General features: G+C 51.2%; 20 protein-coding genes, 1 pseudogene and 2 riboswitches. Of the genes and pseudogenes, 14 read left to right on the top strand and 7 right to left on the bottom strand.

The features are described 5' to 3' along the window. Positions 1-463 precede the first annotated feature (463 nt). Complete coding sequence (locus TY10_RS12845; protein ID WP_042163977.1) at positions 464-1,234, bottom strand: hypothetical protein; 771 nt, start codon at positions 1,232-1,234, stop codon at positions 464-466. Then, a complete protein-coding gene (locus TY10_RS12840; protein WP_052350532.1) occupies positions 1,231-1,779 on the bottom strand; it encodes an RNA polymerase sigma factor in 549 nt (182 codons plus the stop codon). Before TY10_RS12840 ends, TY10_RS12845 begins: the two co-directional genes overlap by 4 nt. Before the next feature lie 165 nt (positions 1,780-1,944). Between TY10_RS12840 and TY10_RS12835 the strand changes: the two genes are divergently transcribed. Further along, positions 1,945-2,739 (top strand): class I SAM-dependent methyltransferase, encoded by a 795-nt coding sequence (locus TY10_RS12835; protein WP_052350531.1) that lies wholly within the window; start codon positions 1,945-1,947, stop codon positions 2,737-2,739. 88 nt (positions 2,740-2,827) lie between these two features. Here the strand turns inward: TY10_RS12835 and TY10_RS12830 are convergent, their stop codons facing one another. Continuing rightward, entirely contained in the window at positions 2,828-3,253 is a 426-nt protein-coding gene (locus TY10_RS12830; protein ID WP_042163974.1) for a hypothetical protein, read from the bottom strand. Positions 3,254-3,260: 7 nt separating this feature from the next. Next, positions 3,261-3,444: riboswitch (cyclic di-AMP (ydaO/yuaA leader) on the bottom strand. A 401-nt stretch (positions 3,445-3,845) separates the two neighbouring features. Next, positions 3,846-4,081, top strand: a riboswitch (cyclic di-AMP (ydaO/yuaA leader). Positions 4,082-4,294: 213 nt separating this feature from the next. Here TY10_RS12830 and TY10_RS12825 point away from each other — a divergent pair. The 9 genes and pseudogenes from TY10_RS12825 to TY10_RS12790 all read left to right on the top strand — a co-directional run bounded on the left by TY10_RS12825 (position 4,295) and on the right by TY10_RS12790 (position 14,584). Beyond that, positions 4,295-4,714 carry a hypothetical protein gene (locus tag TY10_RS12825; protein ID WP_052350530.1) on the top strand — a complete coding sequence of 140 codons (420 nt, stop codon included), beginning with the start codon at positions 4,295-4,297 and terminating at the stop codon, positions 4,712-4,714. A 129-nt stretch (positions 4,715-4,843) separates the two neighbouring features. Beyond that, positions 4,844-4,921, top strand: coding sequence for a K(+)-transporting ATPase subunit F (gene kdpF, locus TY10_RS32545; RefSeq protein ID WP_155985849.1), 78 nt, complete (start codon positions 4,844-4,846; stop codon positions 4,919-4,921). Positions 4,922-4,938: 17 nt separating this feature from the next. Next, positions 4,939-6,619 (top strand): annotated as a pseudogene (kdpA, locus tag TY10_RS12820) (potassium-transporting ATPase subunit KdpA). Positions 6,620-6,639: 20 nt separating this feature from the next. Then, on the top strand, positions 6,640-8,676 hold the full coding sequence (gene kdpB / locus TY10_RS12815) for a potassium-transporting ATPase subunit KdpB (protein ID WP_042164010.1): 2,037 nt from the start codon (positions 6,640-6,642) through the stop codon (positions 8,674-8,676). 26 nt (positions 8,677-8,702) lie between these two features. Next, positions 8,703-9,353, top strand: a complete 651-nt coding sequence (gene kdpC / locus TY10_RS12810) for a potassium-transporting ATPase subunit KdpC (RefSeq protein WP_042163970.1) — start codon at positions 8,703-8,705, stop codon at positions 9,351-9,353. Positions 9,354-9,425: 72 nt separating this feature from the next. Next, positions 9,426-11,684 carry a histidine kinase gene (locus TY10_RS12805; RefSeq protein ID WP_042164008.1) on the top strand — a complete coding sequence of 753 codons (2,259 nt, stop codon included), beginning with the start codon at positions 9,426-9,428 and terminating at the stop codon, positions 11,682-11,684. A gap of 183 nt (positions 11,685-11,867) precedes the next feature. Next, positions 11,868-12,509: a class I SAM-dependent DNA methyltransferase gene (locus TY10_RS12800; protein WP_042163968.1), complete on the top strand. Its 642-nt coding sequence runs from the start codon at positions 11,868-11,870 to the stop codon at positions 12,507-12,509. Positions 12,510-12,524: 15 nt separating this feature from the next. Beyond that, entirely contained in the window at positions 12,525-13,451 is a 927-nt protein-coding gene (locus TY10_RS12795) for a PLP-dependent cysteine synthase family protein (protein ID WP_042163966.1), read from the top strand. Beyond that, the gene (locus TY10_RS12790; protein WP_042163964.1) at positions 13,448-14,584 is read left to right on the top strand and encodes a bifunctional cystathionine gamma-lyase/homocysteine desulfhydrase; all 1,137 of its coding nucleotides are present in this window, start codon (positions 13,448-13,450) and stop codon (positions 14,582-14,584) included. The genes TY10_RS12795 and TY10_RS12790 overlap by 4 nt, the downstream gene beginning before the upstream one ends. A gap of 29 nt (positions 14,585-14,613) precedes the next feature. Here TY10_RS12790 and TY10_RS12785 read toward each other — a convergent pair whose 3' ends face one another. The 4 genes from TY10_RS12785 to TY10_RS12770 form a co-directional block, all read right to left on the bottom strand. Further along, positions 14,614-15,297 (bottom strand): hypothetical protein, encoded by a 684-nt coding sequence (locus tag TY10_RS12785; protein WP_042163962.1) that lies wholly within the window; start codon positions 15,295-15,297, stop codon positions 14,614-14,616. Positions 15,298-15,325: 28 nt separating this feature from the next. Further along, complete coding sequence (locus TY10_RS12780) at positions 15,326-16,672, bottom strand: arsenic transporter (RefSeq protein ID WP_420329402.1); 1,347 nt, start codon at positions 16,670-16,672, stop codon at positions 15,326-15,328. A 51-nt stretch (positions 16,673-16,723) separates the two neighbouring features. After that, entirely contained in the window at positions 16,724-16,903 is a 180-nt protein-coding gene (locus tag TY10_RS12775) for a hypothetical protein (RefSeq protein WP_042163958.1), read from the bottom strand. 234 nt (positions 16,904-17,137) lie between these two features. Then, complete coding sequence (locus tag TY10_RS12770; RefSeq protein ID WP_042163956.1) at positions 17,138-17,470, bottom strand: winged helix-turn-helix transcriptional regulator; 333 nt, start codon at positions 17,468-17,470, stop codon at positions 17,138-17,140. A 147-nt stretch (positions 17,471-17,617) separates the two neighbouring features. On the opposite strand from TY10_RS12770, the gene TY10_RS12765 reads away from it, so the two are divergent. From TY10_RS12765 to TY10_RS12750, 4 genes are all read left to right on the top strand, one after another. Continuing rightward, positions 17,618-18,382, top strand: coding sequence for a DODA-type extradiol aromatic ring-opening family dioxygenase (locus TY10_RS12765; RefSeq protein WP_042163954.1), 765 nt, complete (start codon positions 17,618-17,620; stop codon positions 18,380-18,382). A 28-nt stretch (positions 18,383-18,410) separates the two neighbouring features. Next, entirely contained in the window at positions 18,411-19,160 is a 750-nt protein-coding gene (locus TY10_RS12760) for a GTP cyclohydrolase II (RefSeq protein WP_042163952.1), read from the top strand. A 130-nt stretch (positions 19,161-19,290) separates the two neighbouring features. After that, on the top strand, positions 19,291-20,298 hold the full coding sequence (locus TY10_RS12755) for a hypothetical protein (RefSeq protein WP_042163950.1): 1,008 nt from the start codon (positions 19,291-19,293) through the stop codon (positions 20,296-20,298). 109 nt (positions 20,299-20,407) lie between these two features. After that, positions 20,408-21,370 (top strand): aldolase catalytic domain-containing protein, encoded by a 963-nt coding sequence (locus tag TY10_RS12750; protein WP_042163948.1) that lies wholly within the window; start codon positions 20,408-20,410, stop codon positions 21,368-21,370. Positions 21,371-21,442 lie beyond the last annotated feature (72 nt).

Here is a 21,442-nt window from a genome sequence, read left to right as displayed (position 1 = left end):
ATGCGCGGGAATCGCTGCGCGTTTTGGCTCGTACTGCCGTTCTTGATTTCATAGTACTCATCGCATTGCGCTGAGAAATGGATAGAATCTGCAAAAAGTCAGCCCGAGCTCAAAACGCTCCGCTCATCCCAGGTATGCAATCGGTGTCGTTGGATTCATATAAGGTAACCGCCCTACAGCCAGCTCACGCATCATTTCGGGCTTGCTGCTGGCATGGAATTTGAATCAAAATGTAAAAGTGCAGGTTGGAGGCCGTGTTTTCGGCGATTTTAAGCATCAGAATGTAAAAGTACAGTTTGATTGGCCCAAAAAGCCCCGATTGGTTGAAATGGAGCGATTTCAAATGCACTTTTACATTTTGAACGCTGTTTTGGCCCTTTTGAGCGCAAACAGCATGTACTTTTACATTTTGTTGGCTCAATAGTGCGGCAGCGTGCGGACAGTAAAGCTAGTAATAGCTCCGTTAGGCAAATGGAATCGTATTTGCAATGCGGATTAGCCATTCGCGATCGCCATGTTCAGCGCGCAGTTCATATTGCACAGCTCTTGAAGTCCGGGGAACTTCCATTGCCCAGATTAGCTGTCGCACCTCGATGTTTTCCAAGTAAACCGCCTCTTGGCCGTGGATGAGCAAACGCTCGATCGTTTGCTGCTCCGTATCGGGCACATGGATTCGGCTTTTTGTCGTTCCGAATAGGCGGCACTCAAAGCTTCTGCCTGCTTGGTCATACAACAGCCTTACTCCAACTATATTCGTGTTGGGACGAAGATCGCGGACGACAGGCTTGCCTTGCCCCTCGCTTTCAGCAATCATTTCTTCGATCTCTTCTTCCGTTACATCATCGAAGCCGTAATAGACTTCAATGCGGCGAATATCAGCTTCGACGGGCAGAGGCGGATTCCAGGGTGCAGCAAGCTCGAACAGCTGTTCCAAATTATGAGGCCAGAGGACAGCCTTATAATTCGTTTGCTGGCTGACGGTGCGATCGCCCTGGCTGGCGATATAGATTGCCTTTCCCATACCTGGCTTCAATTGTTGGATGATAGCATCCATCGGATCATCGGGTTGGAACGCGTCGACACGAACGGAAGCCAGCAAATCGCCGTTGCCGTTGCGCATTTCGATTTGCTCCATAATTTTACGCTTCAAGTGAGCGGGAGGCAGTATAGATTCCGCCTTCGATTTCATGCGATTGATCCAAGCTTCTTCGTTCACATTTTCGGAATGGTTCATATCATTTTCTCCTCCAATTTCTTCCTCATTCGTACAAGCGCCTGATTCAATCTGGACTTGACCGTCCCGATTGGAATGGCCAGCGCATCGGCAATTTCCTGCTGGGACAAGTCGTTAATGTAACGAAGCACAAGCACCTCCTTCAGCTTCCCGGGAAGGCTGTGCAATTCATCCATGATGGAATCACCTTGGGCATCGCCGAAAGAAACATCATTGTGAACCGGAAGCGGCGCTGTTTGATGTTTCCGCTGCTTTTGCTCCCTTCGGTACTCCTTCCATCTCCTCCTCCTATGGGCGTGAAGCTGGCGGATCGTAATGCCGTACAGCCAGCCCTGCAAGGAACGGGAATGGTCGAATTTGTCCAAGCTTCGATAAAGCTCCAAGTATACATTTTGCGCAATATCTTCGGCATCGGTATGGCTGCCGCCCAAATAGTATAAAGTGCGGTACACTTCGTTGACCGTCTCGTTATAAAGCTGTTCGAAGGCATCCTTCTGTCCTTTCAGTGCCAAGCCGACAAGCTCAGACATCGTTGTTACCGCCACAAACAACTCCCTCCTTTACTGCTGTTACTCTATTTGGTCATTTTTCCGAAAATCGTTCGTTTTCTTTTTATTTTATTTCAAAACCCATACAAATGGAAAATATTTACCTGTATAATAGTAGCTCTGCATCTTTACGAGATTGATATCGAATAGAGGAGGAAGTCTATGTTTCCTGATTTATCGGCTCATCTCGATTTTGTAAGCGGACAAAGCATGCCCTGGTGTAAACAGCTGGCTGCAAGGACTGGAAAATACGAGTACCCATGGACGGCAAATGTGGAGGGGCAGGCGGCGGAGACGGTTTTGACTGAAAAACTCGCTGCTGCCGTACAAGGCAAAGTGCTTGATGTCGGCTGCGGGCATGGAGAGTACACGAACCGCTGGGCGGAGCAAGCAGTAGAGGTCACCGGTTACGATATGACGGAAGGCTTCATTCAGACGGCCAACGAGCGTTATCGAAGTGACAATGTCCGGTATGTAGTAGGCTCAACGAAGCAGGGGCTTCCGTTTCCCGACGATTATTTCGACGTTGCCTACACGAAGAAGGGACCAACAAGCTGGTATGGGGAAGGGAATCGGGTTGTCCGGCCGGGAGGCTCGCTAATTATGCTCCACCCGGGCGACGGTAATGGAGAAGGCGGTGAATTGGGGGAGGTGTTTCCCGGCTTATTCGCCGGACCTGCACCAGGTACGCCTACGCTGGATCGCATTCAGGAGCGGCTGGCGGTTAGCGGACTTACTGACATCCGAATGTCGGTGTTGAAGGAGCTGGTATGGCTGCCTGCGGCTGAGGATATTTTGGCACTGCTCTGCTTTGGTCAAAGCGACAGGTTCTCGCAATATGTGAGGGAAACATGCTTCAAAGATATCGTGACGCAGTTCAATAAGCATGCGGAACCTCGGGGGATTAGGACGACCGGATTTTATTACTTCATTGAAGCCAAGGCATCAGCTAAATAGAATCGCATCATTTCGAGTCACATAGATGAAGCCGCCTTGCACATTCGTGAGGCGGCTTCATCTATGATCCCGACGACATATAGGATAGCTAGTATAAGGACAAATAAAAGACCGATTGACGGAATAACTCGGCATATTCGGTTTGTGAAGGCTGACGCGATTCCGGACGGGACTGGCCGCGGCACACTTGGCGTACAGCGTCATCGAAGAGACTCCGCAGCTCGTGATTTCTGACGTTCTCCGAACGGGAAGGGCCCGCTGCGGTATGCAGGTTGACCCAGCCCATATAATGAGGCGCAGAAGAGCACCAAGCGTTCCAGTCTGCAGGCTGCTCCTTCTGCTGGATGAAGAGCTCGCCCCACCCGATGCCGATATTAGTTGATAAGCGCATATAGGCGCGGTGACCGGATTCAGCCGGGATGATATACAACTCCATATGAAGCACTTTTAATAATGACGGCAGCTGCTGAATATCAGGCAGCGGTTCCGTTCCTTCGTATACTACAGTTATCATTATGCCATTCTCTCCTTGATTTCGCTTACGGAGTTAGCTGACGGATTCGGGATAGAGAGCTTCCCTACAGACGAGCGCAGCGCGCTTTCGTCCGATTCACCCCGTGCCCTACGATCATCGCATCTTACGGCTATGAACGCAAGCGTTGGTTCCCCCGTTTCTGTTCGATCAGAATTCAGCGATAGGTGTATGTGCCGTGTTCCGGCATGGCGTTCATACTAAACCGGAATCATCGCTTTGTAAAATGACGGACGGGCGATATGGCCCTTCTTTTCGGCAAATTGCCAAAATACCCGCCATTATCCTCGTAAAATCCGCCTCATTCTTTGAAATTCTCATTACGGCTTCCGCAATCGCATGCCATTAAAAACGAGTTGAAATGATGCTAAAGCCCGTACTATATCCCCGATACCTAGTTTTTGAAAACGAGAGAAAGAACGAGATAAATCGATTATTTTCAAGAAGTAACGTTATGTAAGCGTTATATCCTATCATTTCCCCTCGAATTTTCAACCAATTTGCACCCGCTATCGCTTTACACAAATATTGGCTGGGAGTATGATTCGATTCATGGTTACGTATTCTGTTTCCATTGCTGCACTTGCTGAGTTCCCGTTGATTGCAACGGGAAGCGGGGGAACCACAGCGGGATAGTTCCAGTATTCTGGAATTTCCCGTTTATCGCGGCGCTGCGATCCGATGTGAGAGTCGGAGGACGGCGCTGCAGGGGTGAATCATCGACCGAAAGCCATGGACTTCGGCCGATGTAGGGCAACTCTCACTGCCCGAATCCGACAGCTAACCTCGTAAGCTTATAGTTGAGAGAGGCGACAATCAACGCGATGACTTCGTCATGGCTTGTTGGCCGCGTAAATCCAGTATGCCCTTTAGCTGCCTAGTGAAGGCGGAAGGAAGTATGCCGTTTACGCTGTCCGAGCGATGTCTTTAAGAAGCCGCGGGTGAGCACCTCTGCTCCCTGCCGGCTTCTTTTTTGTTGCCTTTTCTCCGCACGATTTCATGAACAGGAGGCGTTTTTGGGAAATGGAAACGATCGCGGTAGCCGGTTTTAACGAAATTAGCGTTAATTTTATTCGTCAGCTGCTCTACCGTCAGCTTCCTTTCGTCGTGTTGACCAACAGCAAGCTGGAGGCAAAACGTATAGCGGAGGTCGTAGATGCATCCCTAGTCAAGGTTGTGAGGGTTCGAACAACTGCCAGAGCGTGGAGTATACCGGAGCTGCCGATTGTAAAAGTATATATTTTCGAAAGCAGTCTTCCGCTAAGCTGCCGCTATTTAAGATATTGCAGGTCCCAATGGGCCAATGCCCATATTTGCGTAATTACGACTAACTGGCATCCGAAGGCGATATACAAGGCGCTTGGAGCGGATCAGATTGTTTACACGCAAGGGGAAGAGGTCGGTTTTTTGCTTTCATTTGCGGAGCAAGCCCCAGACCTATAGGACAAGACAGGAGGCTATATTCATGATGGATTTCTATATGGTTGTACTGCTGCTTGGCGTGTTCGCTATGCTGGCAGGTTTTCTGGCTTGGTGTGCTAGAACGGTCGACGGCAAAGGAGGAGAGGGAAGGTGATCCTTATTGCCATTGTCACCCTGCTGATGTTCCTTTACCTTGTTTATGCTTTGTTGAATCCCGAGAAGTTTTAGCCTAGGAGGCCATATCGATGGAAATTGTTCAAATAGCGGTCGTGGTCGTTATTCTTATAGCATTAGTCAAACCGCTAGGCACTTATGTATATCACGTATTTTCGAATGAAGCCAATTGGACGGATAAAGTGTTTGGGCCGTTTGAGCGGCTGCTTTATAAGCTGATTGGATTGAAAAACCGCGACGGTATGAGCTGGAAAAAAGTATGCCTTCAGCTTTATTGTGACCAACGTGGCTCTGACGGCGGCAGGCTACTTGCTGCTGCGGCTTCAAGGGCTGCATCCGTTTAATCCAAACGGGATGGACGGAATGGAGCCCACGTTAACCTTCAATACGGTAATCAGCTTTATAACAAATACGAATCTGCAGCATTACAGCGGCGAAAGCGCGCTCTCTTACTTTTCGCAAATGGCTGTCATTATGATGATGATGTTTACATCGGCGGCAACCGGCTTTTCCGTTGCAATTGCGTTCATTCGCGGGCTTACGAGCAGAGGCGAAGCGATCGGACATTTTTTCGAGGATTTCGTCAAAGCGCATACGCGTATTTTACTGCCGGCATCCTTCGTTATTACGCTAGTGCTGGTCGCGCTGCAAGTTCCGCAGACGCTTGATCCGACGCTCACCGTTAAGACGCTGGAGGGAGCCTCTCAGCAAATAGCAATCGGACCGGTTGCCTCACTGGAATCGATCAAGCATTTGGGCACAAATGGCGGCGGGTTTTTCGGCGTCAACTCGGCGCACCCGTTCGAGAATCCGAATCCGCTGACGAATGTGATTGAGATTTTGTGCATGTGGGCGCTGCCGGCTGCATTGCCCTATACATTTGGCCGGTTTGCCAAAAGCAAAAAACAAGGCTGGGTCATTTTCTCGGCGATGATGGTGCTGTTTCTCATTTGTTTAACGACAGTCTACACCGCAGAGAAAGCCGGCAATCCCGTCTTTGACGGACTTGGCATCGATGCGTCTCAAGGAAGTATGGAGGGCAAGGAGGTCCGGTTTGGCATTGCAGGGTCGGCCTTATTCACAGCTGTAACGACAGCCGCAACGACCGGATCGGTCAACAATATGCATGATACGCTGACGCCGATTGGAGGCCTCGTTCCGATGGCCGAAATGATGCTGAATGTCATCTTTGGCGGCAAGGGTGTCGGGTTAATCAATATGCTGATGTACGCCATTCTTGCGGTTTTCCTATGCGGCTTGATGGTGGGACGGACACCGGAGTTTTTGGGGAGAAAAATCGAGCCAAGAGAAGTGAAGCTGATTGCCGTCGCTATACTGGCGCATCCTTTCGTCATCTTGGCTCCGACGGCGCTTGCTCTAATGACCGGTGCAGGCCAGGCAGGCATTACGAATCCGGGCTTCCATGGCATCAGTCAGGTGCTGTATGAATTTGCATCTTCAGCGGCAAACAACGGTTCAGGCTTCGAAGGGCTTAGCGATAATACAACGTTTTGGAATGTAAGCACGGGTCTCGTCATGCTGCTTGGCCGTTATGTTTCGATCATCGCGATGCTGGCTGTGGCGGGATCACTGCTGGGCAAGAAGCCTGTACCGGATACGCTCGGGACATTTCGGACCGACAATGCCTTGTTCACAGGCTTGTTGATCGGCACGGTATTGTTAATTGGCGCTTTGACTTTTATGCCGGCGGTTGCACTTGGACCCATTGCCGAGTATTTAACAATCCGTTAACGGATGAGGTGGATAAAATGATGACGAATAATCGACAGAAACGAATGCTGACGGCAGATGCCGTTCAGCGTGCTTTGAAGGAAAGCTTGCTCAAACTCAATCCGGTAACGATGCTGAAAAATCCGGTTATGTTCGTTGTAGAGGTATGTACCGTTATCGTCTTGCTCATGACGGTATTTCCGGACTTTTTCCATTCCAGAGAGCGTATAGGCTTTAATTTGACCGTGTTTCTTATTTTGCTGGTTACCGTTCTATTTGCGAACTTTGCGGAAGCTTTGGCGGAGGGCCGGGGTAAAGCGCAAGCTGACTCCCTCAAGAAGACGAAGCAGGAAGTGATGGCAAATAAGCTGGTCGAGGGCGGCGGCATCAACGTAATAAGATCCACGGAGCTGCATAGGGGCGACTTGGTCATTGCGTCGCAAGGCGAGATGATCCCTTGTGACGGAGAAGTGGTCGAGGGTGTCGCTTCCGTGGATGAATCCGCGATTACGGGTGAATCGGCACCCGTTATTAAAGAGGCAGGCGGCGATTTCAGTTCGGTAACGGGAGGGACGCGGGTCGTTAGCGACTGGATCAAAATCAGAGTGATCAGCGAGCCTGGGGAATCGTTTATCGATCGGATGATCTCGCTTGTCGAAGGGGCCAAACGGCAAAAAACACCGAATGAAATTGCGCTCGGCACGCTGCTGACCAGCCTGACGCTTATTTTCCTGATCGTGGTCGTGACGCTTGGACCGATTGCGAGGTTCGTCGGCATTGAGCTTGAGGTGCCCGTGTTGATCGCCCTGCTCGTCTGTCTCATTCCGACAACGATTGGCGGCTTGCTTTCCGCAATCGGCATAGCGGGCATGGACCGGGTCGCTCAATACAATGTGCTGGCTATGTCGGGCAAAGCGGTGGAAGCGGCGGGAGACATCAATACGATGATTTTGGATAAAACAGGAACGATCACCTTCGGCAATCGGATGGCCAGCGAGTTTGTGACGGCAGGCAGTGCTAGCAGCTCGGAGCTGGCAGGCTGGGCTGCTATTAGTTCACTGAAGGATGAAACGCCGGAAGGCCGCTCGGTAATCGATTATATGAAACGCAACGGGCTTCCATTCGATACGCTTGGGGCGGAGACGGGCGGGTTCATTCCGTTTCGGGCGGAGACAAGGATGAGCGGCATCGACTTGCCTGACGGACGGCAGGTGCGTAAAGGGGCAGTTGATGCTGTGCGGAAATGGGTGTTGTTGCAAGGCGGGACGATACCTGATGATTTGGCTGCTAAAGCAGACAGCATCGCATCCGCTGGCGGTACGCCGCTAGCTGTTGCCGTAGATCAACATATAGTTGGCCTTATTTATTTGAAGGATACCGTTAAGCCGGGAATGAGCGAGAGATTTGAACAGCTGCGGCGTATGGGCATCAAGACGATTATGTGTACCGGGGATAACCAGCTTACAGCTGCGACGATCGCCCGGGAAGCGGGGGTGGACGGTTTTATCGCTGAAAGTACACCGGAGGATAAAATCGAGGTTATCCGCCGAGAGCAAGCGGAAGGCAAGCTGGTTGCCATGACTGGCGACGGCACGAATGATGCGCCGGCGCTGGCCCAAGCAGACGTTGGCATTGCGATGAACAGCGGCACGACTGCCGCCAAAGAGGCGGCCAATATGGTGGATCTGGATTCTGATCCTTCCAAGATCATTGAGGTGGTCGCCATCGGCAAACAACTGCTGATGACTCGAGGCGCATTGACGACCTTTAGCATTGCCAACGATATTGCCAAATACTTTGCAATCATTCCGGCAATGTTCATGATCGTTATTCCGCAAATGAACGCGTTGAATGTGATGAAGCTGGGCTCGCCGTATTCAGCTATTTTGTCGGCATTAATTTTCAACGCAGTCATTATTCCGATGCTGATTCCGTTGGCGATGAAAGGTGTCGCCTACAGGCCGATGAGCGGCTCCCGCCTATTAGCCCGCAATTTGCTCGTCTACGGACTGGGCGGTATGATCGCGCCATTCATTGGCATTAAACTGATTGACCTTGTTGTGCATATTTGGGTGTAGCCCGAAATAGAAAGGATGATTGTTTTATGCGTACTCATGCATTACCAGCAGCTTCTAATAATGAATCAAAGTCTGGCGGTTCTATCGTGTGGCAGGCTTTGCGGTCAAGTCTCGTATTTATCGTGTTATGCGGCATCATATATCCGCTTGTCAGTACGGGAGCAGCCCAGCTGCTCTTTCCTGATCAGGCTGACGGCAGTCTAGTGAAGGATGGAAACGGGCAAATTGTCGGATCTGCCTTAATCGGCCAGCCGTTTAAGGATCCGGAATATTTTCAAGGCAGAGTCTCAAGCATTGATTATAATGCGGCTGGTTCAGGCTCGAACAATTACGCGCCATCCAATCCGGCTCTGCTGGACCGGACGAAAGCTTCCATTTCACAATGGAAGACGGAAAATCCCGACGTTCCCGTCGAACAACTGCCGATTGCGTTGATCACCAATTCAGGATCGGGGCTCGACCCGCATATTACGCCGCAATCGGCAGCTGTGCAAATTCCGCGAATCAGCAAGCTGACCGGCTTGGATGAAGCCGAACTGAAGCTGCTGGTTGAAGCCAATACAGAAGGACGTTCGCTGGGCTTATTCGGAGAGATTCGAGTCAATGTATTGAAGCTGAATTTACAGTTGGCAGAGAGGCTTGAAAGCAAGTCAGCGGCATCAAATATGAAGGGCTGATCTCACTAGAAGGGGGCGGTCTCTATCTATAGAAGGAAAACGCCGGAGGAAGTGCTGGAGTTTATCTCCAAGATGAAGAGAGGCCGGTTGAAAATTATAATCGGTGCCGTCAGCGGCTCGGGTAAAACGTACCACATGCTGCAGGAAGGCGTACAACTGCAGCAGCAAGGAAGAGACGTCGTAATATGCGCCGTCTCAACGCTGCAGCGGCCGGAAACGGTCAGGCAAGCCGAGCATTTGGAGCGGGTGCCGAGCATCCACTGGATGAAGGCTGGACGGGAGTATAAGGATCTTGATGTAGAGGCGCTGATTAGCCGCAATCCGGAGGTCGTCCTCGTGGACGGTCTTGCTCATCGCAACCGACCTGAGGCACTTCGCCGGACTAGACTGGAAGATATTAAGGTGCTGCTGGATCTAGGCATTAGCGTCATTACAACGGTCAATGTGTATGAGCTTGCTGGCGTACATGAAGTTGTAAAGCAGCGTACCGGCATTGCTGTTGAGGCGACGGTGGCAGCCGGCGTATTGGAGCTGGCGGATGAAGTCCGCCTTATTGACGTGTCGCCCGAGACGATGCTGCAGCGGCTGGAGGAAGGGCTGCTTGGCGACAATCCTCACCCCTTACTTTCACGGAAAGGAAATTTAGGCGTGCTGCGTGAATTGTCGCTTCGGCTCGTCGCTGAAGGCGTCAATGAATCGCTTGAGAAACATCGAGATGAAGAAGGGGCAGTGGGTGCTTCAGGCGCTTCCGAGCGTATCGTTGTTGCCGCTCAATATCATTGGAACGGTTCGCTGCATGTTCGCAGAGGACAGCAAATCGCCCGGCGGCTGAACGCTGGTCTCGCTGTGCTTGCTTTTGTCCGGCGAGGAAAGACGTTAAGCCAAGAGCAGCAGACATTCAAGCGCTCGATCCAAAAGCTGGTGCAGAAAATCGATGGAAGCTTCGAGGAGGTTCCGCTTCCAAGCCTCCGGAAGCTTCCGGATATTCTGGTTCGGCATGCGGTTGAGCTAAGGGCAAGCCGAATCGTAATGGGCCAATCCAGGCAGGGCCGGTGGCAGCAATTGCTGCACGGTTCCCTGGCAGAAGGTGTGCTGCGCCGATTGAATGGCATCGACCTGTTTCTAATGGCTGATCGCGCTGTGAAGGAGGGAGAGCGCATTATACCAGCCCGGCAAAGGCAGGAAGAGCAGCAGGATGTGTTTAGACGGTTTAGCCCGCAGGAGCTGGAACGGAAGACGAAAGCGATTTGCAAAGGGAGCTTTAAAGTGTATATCGGCGCTTCGCCGGGAGCAGGGAAAACCTATACGATGCTTAGAGAAGGCCGTGCGCTGATGGATAAAGGGGCGGATGTCGTCATCGGACTGTTGGAGACGCACGGACGCAAGGAGACGGCTGCGCAGGCAGAAGGCCTGCCGGTCATCCCGCGGCAGGTTATTTCGTATCAGGGAGTTCTGCTGGAGGAAATGGATACAGAGTCGATCATTCATCGCAATCCGGAAATTGTACTTGTTGATGAGCTGGCGCATACGAACAGGCCGGGAAGCAGCAGAACAAAACGCTACGAGGATGTGCTCTTCCTATTAGAGAATGGAATCTCGGTCATTGCTACAGTTAACGTGCAGCATTTGGAAAGCTTGAATGATGCAGTGGAGGCTCTTACTGGCATTAGAGTAAAAGAGACGATTCCTGATTCGCTGCTGCGCTTGGCAGATGAAGTGGAACTGATCGATGTAACGCCGCAAATGCTGCATCAGCGCATGCGTTCAGGCAATATCTATGCGATGGATAAGGTAGAGCAGGCGCTTGGTTCTTTTTTTACAACCGGGAATCTGATCGCGCTTCGTGAGCTCGCCTTGCGCGAAATTGCCGATGACGTCGACGAGCGGCTGGAAGCTTGGGACCAAAGCCAGACGCTGCGCGGACCGCTCCGGAAGCGGGAGGTTATATTTATCGGCATCGACATTCGATCGGCCGCAGCTGAACGGCTTATTCGGCGGGGCTTCCGGCTGGCATACCGGTTAAAGGCGGAGTGGCATGTTCATTATGTAAGCTGCGGAGCACCTATGAACGCAAATCTGGAGAAGAAGCTGGAGACACTGACCGCTTTGACTGCGCGGCTTGGAGGGAATTTCGCATCTTCGTTGGCGGAGGGCCGCAATGCAGTTGCAGACAGGCTGCTTACAGCAGCGGATCAGGCGCAGACTACCCAGCTTATTATTGGGCAGTCGCAGAAGACGGCATGGCGCTCTTTATGGAGAAGCAGCCTAATTCACCGTATATTGCGGCGGGCCCGCCACATGGATGTGCTCATCGCGGCAGAAAGGCGTTAATCGCCTAAGCTTGTAAAATATTATGAATACGGTACAGCTGCCCATAAAGCCCGTTCGGCTTGGTCTCACCAAGGCGTATTGCCCGGCATACGATAATGCAAGCATCCCGATTGCATATCGCGGCGAAGCAGACTGAGCGAGCCGAGCCGGCGAAAACGAACCCGAAAGGAGCTCGGATGGCCGATGGGCAGAGAGTTTATCGAGTTGTTCGATAATTGGTCGGAAGATTACGATCAGACGGTGGCGGGGCATGACGAGCAGTATCGCGAGGTATTCGAGCATTATGATCATATTTTACAGACGGTTGCTTCTCGCAGTTTTGGAACGGTCGTCGAATTTGGTGTAGGGACCGGCAATTTAACGGAAAAGCTGATTGCGCTCGGCAGGGTCGTGTACGGAGTGGAGCCCTCATCCGGCATGCGCAGGCAAATCGCCAAGCGGGGCCTTTCCTTTACGCTGCTGGATGGGGATTTTATTCAATTTCCATCCATCGGCGAGCCTGTTGATTCCATTGTCAGCACGTATGCGTTTCACCATCTGACTGATGAGGAAAAGGAAGCGGCGATTGCGCTTTATGGCAAGCTTCTGAGCAGCGGCGGAAAAATCGTATTCGCAGACACCGTTTACCGCGATGCGGACGAACGTGAGCTTATTCATGCATCAGCCCGGGAGGCGGGTTATCACAACCTGCTCTATGATCTGCAGACGGAATACTATACGACGATTGAAGCGCTGCAAGCGATGCTGGAGCGCAATGGCTTCAGCGTAACCTTCAATAGGCTTAACCGCTATGTGTGGCTGATCGACGCGACGAAAAACGGTTAATGGAGGAGCTGTCCAATGGCATACTACCGCAATGTGCAGCAAATCGTCGGCAACACGCCGCTCCTCGAGCTTACCCGCTATCCGCTGCCTAATGATGTCAGGCTGTTCGCTAAGCTGGAGTTTCTGAATCCGGGCGGCAGCGTGAAGGACCGTCTTGGCCTGCAGCTGCTGGAACAGGCCTTCCATAGCGGCAGCCTTAAGCCGGGCGGGACGGTCATTGAGCCGACAGCGGGCAATACAGGCATCGGCTTGGCGCTGGCGGCAATCGGCCGGGGCGTCTCTGTTATTTTCGTCGTACCCGAGAAGTTCAGCACCGAGAAGCAGCAGCTAATGAGGGCGCTGGGGGCTATCGTCGTCAATACGCCAACGGAACAAGGCATACTTGGCGCGATCCGGAAAGCAGAGCAGTTAGTCGCAGAAATTCCTGGCAGCTACTCGCCAGCTCAGTTCTCCAATCCGGCCAATCCGTCGACGTATTATGAGACGCTGGCTCCGGAAATTTGGCGGGATTTGAATGGAGAATTTGATATCTTTGTGGCGGGAGCCGGTTCCGGGGGCACCTTTATGGGCTCGGCCGTTTATTTCAAGGATCAAAACCCGCAGATTCGAACGGTCATTGTTGAGCCGGAAGGATCAATACTTGGCGGCGGCAAGCCTGGCCCTCATAAAACCGAAGGCATCGGCGTGGAGAAGCTGGCGCCTTTCATGGATACGGCCTATTTCGACGAAGTGCGCACCATTTCAGACGAGGATGCTTTTCTGCGGGTGAAGGAGCTTGCTCTGCTGGAGGGGCTTCTTGTCGGCAGCTCTTCCGGCGCTGCGATGCAAGCCGCTCTGCTGGAGGCGGAGAGGGCGAAGCCTGGCAGCCGGATTGTAACGATATTCCCGGATGGCAGCGACCGTTATTTGAGTAAAAAAATATATGAGGGAGGATCGGAATGAGAAAGCGGACAGAGCTAATTCACGGCGGTATCTTTGGCGATCCCCATACCGGCGCAGTCAGCGTTCCCATCTATCAAACGAGCACGTACGAGCAGGAAGAGATCGGCGTGCATAAAGGCTACGAATATTCCCGCACCGGCAATCCGACCCGCCATGCGCTGGAGGCGCTGATCCGTGATTTGGAGGCGGGCGAGAGAGGATTTGCCTTTGCATCGGGGATGGCGGCGATTACGGCGGTGCTGATGCTGCTGGGCAGCGGCGATCATCTGCTTGTGAACGACGATGTGTATGGCGGCACGTACCGCATTGCGACTAAAGTTACCAATCGGCTTGGCATCGAAGCGAGCTTCGTCGATACCGCTGATCTGAATGCGCTGGAGGAGGCAGTTCGTCCTCATACTAAAGCGCTTCTGCTGGAGACCCCAACCAACCCGCTGCTGAAATTAACGGACATCGCTGCCGTGGCTGCGTGGGCGAAAGCCCGGGGGCTTCTGCTTATCGTCGACAACACGTTTAGCACGCCTTACTGGCAAAATCCGATTCCGCTTGGCGCGGATATCGTCGTCCATTCGGCAACCAAATATTTGGGCGGGCATAGCGATGTGGTCGCAGGTCTGGCGGTAGTTAACGATAACGGACTAGGGGAACGTCTTCATTTTATTCAAAATGCGACGGGCGGCGTGCTTGGCCCTCAAGATTCTTGGCTGCTGCTGCGGGGAATGAAGACGCTAGGCTTGCGGATGGAGGCTCATGAGCAGAATGCGAAGGAGCTTGCAGCTATGCTGTCCGCTCATCCTGCTGTCGGAGCGATTCATTATCCGGGACTGGAAGGCCATCCCCAGCATGAGCTTGCGAGGCGGCAAGCACGCGGCTTCGGCGGAATGATCGCGTTTGACGTCGGCAGCGGAGAGAAGGCGGCTGACGTCATTCGCAAGCTGCGCTACTTTACACTTGCTGAAAGTCTTGGCGCTGTGGAAAGCCTGATCTCGATTCCCGCCCGGATGACGCATGCATCCATTCCGAAGGAACGGCGGGAGGCGTTAGGCATCTCCGATGGTCTGATTCGCATTTCGGCCGGCATTGAAGACAGTGAGGATCTGATCGAGGATTTGGCAAATGGCTTGGCCGATTAGCCGCGAATATGTAGAAGAAGAAGCCTGCGTCACGGATTGGACGCAGGCTTCTTCATGATGGCGAAGCATTTAATGTGTTCAGCGTTATAATGGATCGTTTTGCCGTCTGCAGACTTCAACTCAAGGAACGGAAATTCCGACTGCAGCAAAATTCCGTATTTATGGGGAGCGAGGCCACGATCCAGTATGACGGGGAAGCCTTGCGAGGCAAGCAGCCGCCCGCTGTACGTTGGCGGTGACTGCTCCTGATCAGCAGTCGGCTGAGACTCAGGATTAGCTGCAGGAAACCAATGCTGATCGTCCGCTAATAGACTGATCCATTTCAAATGACAGGTTGGAACAATCAGCTTGCCGTTGCCAACCGCTTCATATTCAAAGTAATCTTCATAGACGGCTGTTACGGTTCCGTAAAGAAATTGATGCCGGTCCAGTTTGATAAGAGAAGGTAATGATCTGGCTTGACGTAGCAGTTCGATTAACGATAACCGGGATGCAGCGTACCCTCCAGAATAATCGGGAAGCTTCTTTTCTGTATCAGAGGAGCCGGCAGATTCCAGTGATTGAATATGCGCAGCAGCGATATATTTGTAGCGATGCTCCTGCTTCAGCACGACGGCGTCTACTCCGGCGTCAACAAGCATGCCGGAATGACTGCCGCAGCCGATTAGCTCGACCATCACCTCGCAGCCAATAAATTTTTTAAATAGGCTCATAGGCACTCTCCTTTCTTATGGCCGATCGTTAATGCGCCGGATAAAGCCAGGCTACCCATAGGGCCAACAGAACTAGCGTAAATACTAGAGTAGGCGGAATTACGAGGGCGGTTACTTTCACGTAATCCTTCCATCCGATTTTCACCTTATACTGCTTTAGGATGTGCATCCAGATGAGGGAAGCGAGCGTACCGATTGGAAGCAGCAGCGAACCGATATCGCTGCCGATGACGCTGGCCAAATAGGCGATTTTCAGTGTAAGGGGATCTAGTCCCATCTGCGTCAGTGTGAGCGTTCCGACCATTAATGCCGGGTGATTGTTGAACAGTGTAGACATTGCGGATAGCAGTCCGCCCATCATCAGGCTTGCGCTCATCAAATCACCTGACACCAGCGGTTGAAAGATCGAAACAAGCTTCTCGGTGAGCCCGATATTATTCAAGCCGTAAATGATGACGTACATGCCGAAAGCAAAAATAAGAATATGCCAAGGGATTTTTGCCAGAATATCTTTAGGCGGCATTTTCAAATAAACCCAGCGCCAGCCAAGCAGCAGCAGCGAGCCTAGAACGGCCACCCACTCGATTGGAATATGCACATAGGATGCTCCGAATAAGCTTAACCGGACTGCAAATACGAATAAGAGTATGGATTGCATAAATCGGGTTGTGTAACGCGGGTCTGGTTCCGATTGGAGCGATCTGCTTAAGGGATGGCTGCCCCGTATCGATACGGTGCGGGGAATTTTTCTTGGCAGTTGACGATAGAAGCAAAGAAAGAGCAGCGTAACGAGAAACAGCAAGCCGATTGTGGCCGGGACGAACATCATCATCGTATGCATATACAAATCCATATGAACGATTTTGAGTGCGATTAGATTAACGATATTGCTGACGCCGATGGGTGCGCTGGATGCAGTGGCGACTAATGCGCCCGATAGTAAATAGGGAATCTTTTGATGATTTTTAAGGCCCAGATGCTGGAGCATAATGAGAAGTATCGGTGTTGTAATAAGGATGCTGCCGTCATTGTTGAAGAAGAGGGTCATGAGAAAGCAAATGAGGTTGACGTACCAGAATAACCGGATGCCTGAACCGCGAGCCCGTATAGCAAGTCCTTCTGCGGCCCATACGAAGAAGCCAAAGCTCTCGAGGACGATAGCCATTACAATGGTTGCCATTATCGTAATGGCTGCACCGCTGATCGTCTCCGTAATTTGCAGAAGGTCGGGCCAGGTTACGGCGCCGCCGGCCAAGACCACGATTGCGCCGAATGTGGCGGGTATCGCTTCATTTAGTCCTCTTGGCCGCCATAAAATCAGGACAATCGTAAAGATAAAAGCAAACAGGGTCAATAGGACAGTAGCGGATAGCAACAAATAAGGATCACCTCAATTTCGATCTGACTGTCTGAATATCCGGTAGCTTTATTCGCCGACGACCGAAGGCTGATGGGCCTCGAGTCTCTCTCTGTCGTAGTAGATAGCGGACTGAACTGCCGATTTGGTGACAGGCTGCTCTGCCGGATTCATCAGTGGGGCGGATGGCTTAAGCAAGAGATACGATGCTAAGCCTGCTAGGCAAATGATTGAGAAGATGATAAGCATGGATTCGGACTCCTTTCATTCAACCTTCATCTGTCTAGCATCTATCACTAGCAGATATTGATAGGATATATGTATGTGCCGGAATGGTAGAGAGTGCTGGGTATTTGCTGCAGAGGGCTGGAATTCCGCAGGGCGGCTGCATATAAAGGCATAACAAAAAGAGCTTTCTGGATGATCACCACGATAAAAGCGGCGACTCAGGAAGCTCTGGCAATATGTCGGCTTGACGCCTTATTAAGGACAATTATGCTCCGGCTGCTCTTCAATCCAATCCTGCGACCATCTTTGAATTTCCCGGACGATAGGCTCTAGAGCAAGTCCCTTGTCAGTTAAGGAATATTCAATCCGGACGGGAATTTCAGGATAGACCATTCTCGCAACGATGCCTTCATTCTCCAAATCCTTGAAACGTTCGGACAGCAGCCTTCCACTGATCGGAAGAGCGGCTTGGACGGTGCAAAACCGTTGAGGTCCGGATAACAGCTGATAAATGATTAAGCCGATCCATCGTTTGCCGATAAGGTCCATTCCCTTCTGCAACCGTGGACATAGATCGGATTGCTCCATTTCAATCACCTCGTTTAAGTCCCACTATTATATCTTTAATATCTATTTTATACAAGCAAACTTAAATATTGTCCATAACTTGACGTTACTTAATTTCGAATATATAATTAGTTACTATTAGTAAGTGATGTGAGGGAGGGAACTTCAATGTCGCCTTTATTTTTAGCGCACGGATCACCGATGCTGGCTGTGCAAGACAATGATTATACCGCTTTTCTGCGCGATACTGGAGCAAAGCTGCAGCCTGATGCGATCGTAATATTTACCGCGCATTGGGAAACAGATGTTACAACCATCAGCTCAAAAGACGATATATATGATACGATCTATGATTTTCACGGATTTCCGGATGAATTGTACCAAGTGAAATACAATGCGCAAGGCTCTACCCAAATTGCAGAGCTTGTGAGACAATTATTGGAGACGGAAGGTATACCTTCCGGATTCGACACAGAGCGTGGTCTGGATCACGGCTCCTGGACGATTTTGTCTAAAATGTTTCCGAAAGCTCATATTCCGGTCGTGCAAGTATCCGTCAATCCATATTTACCTGCAGAAGAACAGTATCGCATAGGCAAAGCACTGCGCGAATTGGCCGGACGCAACATATTATTAATCGGCAGCGGTGTGACTGTACACAACCTGCGGGCGCTCAGATGGGGTCAGAAGGAAGCGGAGCCTTGGGCCGTTCAATTTGATGACTGGCTGATCGGAAAGCTGGAGCAGCATGCGCTCGAAGATCTGTTTCGTTACGAGAGCCTCGCGCCGAATGCGAAAGCTGCGGTTCCGCGTGCCGAACATTTTGTACCGTTTTATATTGCGCTGGGCGCCGGTCAACCGGATACTGCGCCGACCATTATCCATAGAAGCTACGAGATGGGTACGTTAAGCTATCTTTCATTCCAATTCTAAACTTTATACGGCTAAGAAGGTGCAATCAATGAACAAACAAGACATCATTTCAGTGTTGAAGAATAAAATTCGATCGATCGAAGGCCCGGCTTATGATTTGCACGTAGTGGGCCCGATTCAACTGCCAGTAGAGCTTGACGGTCAGACTAAAGTGTTTCAATGGTACAGCTGGCTCCGCAAGGAGAAGCGCGAGAACGGCAGCACTGAAACGGCTGAAGAGCTTATCGGCAGCTTGAAGGATTTTCATTATGCCGATTTGCAGCAATCCAGTGTACTCGTATACGGCGATTTCGAGCATAGTTCGGAAGCGCTGATCCGGATGCATAGCATCTGCCATACCGGCGATATATTCGGCAGCCAGCGCTGCGATTGCGGCTTTCAGTTGAAGCAGTCGATGCGTATGATTACCGAGCATGGCGCTGGAGCGCTCTTCTATCTGGCGAATCATGAGGGCCGGGGCATCGGACTGTTCAGCAAAGCAATGGCTTATTTGCTTCAAGAGGAAGGGCTCGATACGGTAGAAGCCAACGTTGCGCTCGGTTTCGCGGATGATTCCCGAAACTACGATGAGGCGATTGCGGTGCTGAAGCTTTTGCGCGAGGCGCCTGTTTCTCTTATTACGAACAACCCCCGCAAGGTGGATGCCATGCGCAAAGCCGGAATGAATATTAGCTCTCGTCTGCCGCTGTGGGGCGAGGCGACCGTGTATAATGAGAAGTATTTATCCACAAAAATTGCTAAATCCGGCCATTTCGAGCGAATTTTAGCCAATAAGTGAGTAAAAACCGGGGATTCCCCGGTTTTTTTGTTGTTTCGGCCATTTGGCAGCGAAACTTCCTAACAACTAATTCGTCTAATGGTTATGTTCAACTTGGCATACACTAGGAAGACGGAAGGTTGGGTGGACGATGGGCAAACGACAAAGCGCCGGATTTACTTACCGGCTTGCAGCTTTGATCACTATAGCAGTTGTAATCATCGCATTAACCGCGGCATGCGGAAAGAAAGAGGAGAATAACGGACTCCAGCAGGGTGGGGAAACCAAAGAAGCCGCTTCGAAGAAGGAGGGAGAGGGGCAGGATGACCTGCTCAACAAATTTCGTGCTACAGTTAAGCAGGCCAAGGAAGCGGCCGATATCGTCTCCTTTTTGAATGAAAATATGGGCAAAGCCGGCCAATCAAACGCGGATATTATGATCCGTGAATTAAATGCGTTCTATCAGACAGATCTTACCCGTACACAGGACCAGTTTTACCAGCCGAATGTGCAGGAGATTTTACTTGCGGGCGAACAGCCGATTACGGCAGCAAACGCCGCTTCCTTTGAAGATAAAGCTGTAAGACAGCTTGTCGTGACGAAGCTGTCCGGCGGCTATCGGCTGGAGCAGGCGGAAGGAACGATTTTCCCGATTGTCGATTATGCCATGCAGCAGAAGTTCAGTGCTTTTTTATCAGATGCCTTGAAGCAATATGTGGCGCTGAAAGCGGTGGAATCGAGCAAGCCTGCAGCCAAGGACGCCGGATTGGTTATTTCATGGGACGACCTTGCAGAACGGGCCGTAATGGCGGAAAGCTTCGTCTCAGACTACCCGGATTCCCCTGAGCGGGCTGAGGTGCTGCAGCTCTATACGGATAGTTATTTGCCAATGTATATTTACGGGCTGAATAATACGCCTATATTTGATTACGAAACCTACAAACTGAAGCCGGAAACCAAAGCCAGCTATGAGAAGCTGCAGCGTGACCATCCAAATACGGTAACGGCTGAAACGGTCAAGCGTTTTCTTGAGGTGCTTGCCGGAACGGGGGGACGTGTGTATGAGAATAAGGAAGGCATGCAGACCAAAATCGCAGCCGTACAGCGGTTCCACGAGCGCTTTCAAGCGGATGCAAGATCCCAGCTGGAATCGAAGTAGCAGGCGGGATTGAGACCAAAATACGACAAAATTATTTTGCGTTATTGTTTTTTTCAAGTATGATGGGTGTTAAAAGCCATTGAGATCCAGGACGAGAAGGAGTAAGCGAATGAATTCGAAAACTAGCCATTGTAAGATTGTAGATTGCACGGTTCGCGACGGCGGACTTGTTAACAATTGGGATTTCAGCGTTGAGTTCGTTCAACATTTGTACGCTTCGTTGAATGAAGCAGGCGTCGATTATATGGAAATCGGCTACAAAAACTCGCCTAAGCTGCTGAAGGGTGCCGAATCGGCAGGCCCTTGGCGTTTTCTGGATGACAACTTCCTGAAGGAAGTTATTCCGAACAAAGGCAACACGAAGCTGTCCGCACTGGTTGATATCGGCCGCGTTGACGAGAATGACATCCTGCCGCGCAGCGAAAGCCTGCTGGACCTTATTCGCGTTGCTTGCTACATTCAAGATGTAGACAAGGCGCTCGAATTGGTTAAAGTGTTCCATGACAGAGGTTATGAAACGACGCTTAACATTATGGCGCTTTCCAACGTAATGGACAATCAACTGCTTGAAGCTTTCGAGCTGATTGCAGCAAGCGTCGTTGACGTTGTCTACATCGTAGACTCCTACGGCAGCCTGAAGCCTAATGATTTCAGCTACCTGGTGGACAAGTTCCGCACGCATCTGCCGAACAAACGCCTTGGCGTTCATACGCACAACAACATGCAGCTTGCTTTTGCCAACACGCTGATCGCTGCGGAGAATGGCGTTGAGCTGCTTGACGCTTCCGTATACGGCATGGGCCGCGCTGCAGGCAACTGCAACACGGAGCTGCTTGTTGCTGATCTGAAAAACCCGAAATACAATGTGCGTCCTGTTCTCGACATGATCGAGAAATACATGATTCCGCTTCGTGAGAAAGAAGAGTGGGGCTACATCATTCCGTACATGATTACGGGCATTTTGGACGAGCACCCGCGTTCCGCTATGGCGCTGCGTGATTCCGAAGACAAAGACAAATTCGTAGAGTTCTACGATCGTCTGACGACGCCGGAAATTGCGCATAGCAAGTAATTGCCGTATAAAGTGAAATAGACGAATATGAAAAAGCTCCCCCGCCCGCTTGCTGCTGCAAGAGGCGGAGGA

It is taken from the genome of Paenibacillus gorillae (assembly GCF_000513275.1).
Lineage (GTDB): Bacteria > Bacillota > Bacilli > Paenibacillales > Paenibacillaceae > Pristimantibacillus > Pristimantibacillus gorillae.
The sequence above is the reverse complement of the archived record's forward strand: the minus strand, read 5'-3'. Positions and strand labels throughout refer to the sequence as shown.

What these genes read in the sequence shown, in the direction of transcription:
- TY10_RS12800 (WP_042163968.1), top strand. Translation starts at nt 11,868, where the DNA reads ATGGGCAGAGAGTTTATCGAGTTGTTCGATAATTGGTCGGAAGATTAC.
- TY10_RS12760 (WP_042163952.1), top strand. Translation starts at nt 18,411, where the DNA reads ATGAACAAACAAGACATCATTTCAGTGTTGAAGAATAAAATTCGATCG.
- TY10_RS12770 (WP_042163956.1), bottom strand. Translation starts at nt 17,470, where the DNA reads ATGGAGCAATCCGATCTATGTCCACGGTTGCAGAAGGGAATGGACCTT.
- kdpC (WP_042163970.1), top strand. Translation starts at nt 8,703, where the DNA reads ATGCGTACTCATGCATTACCAGCAGCTTCTAATAATGAATCAAAGTCT.
- TY10_RS12830 (WP_042163974.1), bottom strand. Translation starts at nt 3,253, where the DNA reads ATGATAACTGTAGTATACGAAGGAACGGAACCGCTGCCTGATATTCAG.
- TY10_RS12755 (WP_042163950.1), top strand. Translation starts at nt 19,291, where the DNA reads ATGGGCAAACGACAAAGCGCCGGATTTACTTACCGGCTTGCAGCTTTG.
- TY10_RS12825 (WP_052350530.1), top strand. Translation starts at nt 4,295, where the DNA reads ATGGAAACGATCGCGGTAGCCGGTTTTAACGAAATTAGCGTTAATTTT.
- TY10_RS12835 (WP_052350531.1), top strand. Translation starts at nt 1,945, where the DNA reads ATGTTTCCTGATTTATCGGCTCATCTCGATTTTGTAAGCGGACAAAGC.
- TY10_RS12785 (WP_042163962.1), bottom strand. Translation starts at nt 15,297, where the DNA reads ATGAGCCTATTTAAAAAATTTATTGGCTGCGAGGTGATGGTCGAGCTA.
- TY10_RS12805 (WP_042164008.1), top strand. Translation starts at nt 9,426, where the DNA reads ATGAAGAGAGGCCGGTTGAAAATTATAATCGGTGCCGTCAGCGGCTCG.
- TY10_RS12845 (WP_042163977.1), bottom strand. Translation starts at nt 1,234, where the DNA reads ATGAACCATTCCGAAAATGTGAACGAAGAAGCTTGGATCAATCGCATG.
- TY10_RS12790 (WP_042163964.1), top strand. Translation starts at nt 13,448, where the DNA reads ATGAGAAAGCGGACAGAGCTAATTCACGGCGGTATCTTTGGCGATCCC.
- kdpB (WP_042164010.1), top strand. Translation starts at nt 6,640, where the DNA reads ATGACGAATAATCGACAGAAACGAATGCTGACGGCAGATGCCGTTCAG.
- TY10_RS12750 (WP_042163948.1), top strand. Translation starts at nt 20,408, where the DNA reads ATGAATTCGAAAACTAGCCATTGTAAGATTGTAGATTGCACGGTTCGC.
- TY10_RS12765 (WP_042163954.1), top strand. Translation starts at nt 17,618, where the DNA reads ATGTCGCCTTTATTTTTAGCGCACGGATCACCGATGCTGGCTGTGCAA.
- TY10_RS12775 (WP_042163958.1), bottom strand. Translation starts at nt 16,903, where the DNA reads ATGCTTATCATCTTCTCAATCATTTGCCTAGCAGGCTTAGCATCGTAT.
- TY10_RS12795 (WP_042163966.1), top strand. Translation starts at nt 12,525, where the DNA reads ATGGCATACTACCGCAATGTGCAGCAAATCGTCGGCAACACGCCGCTC.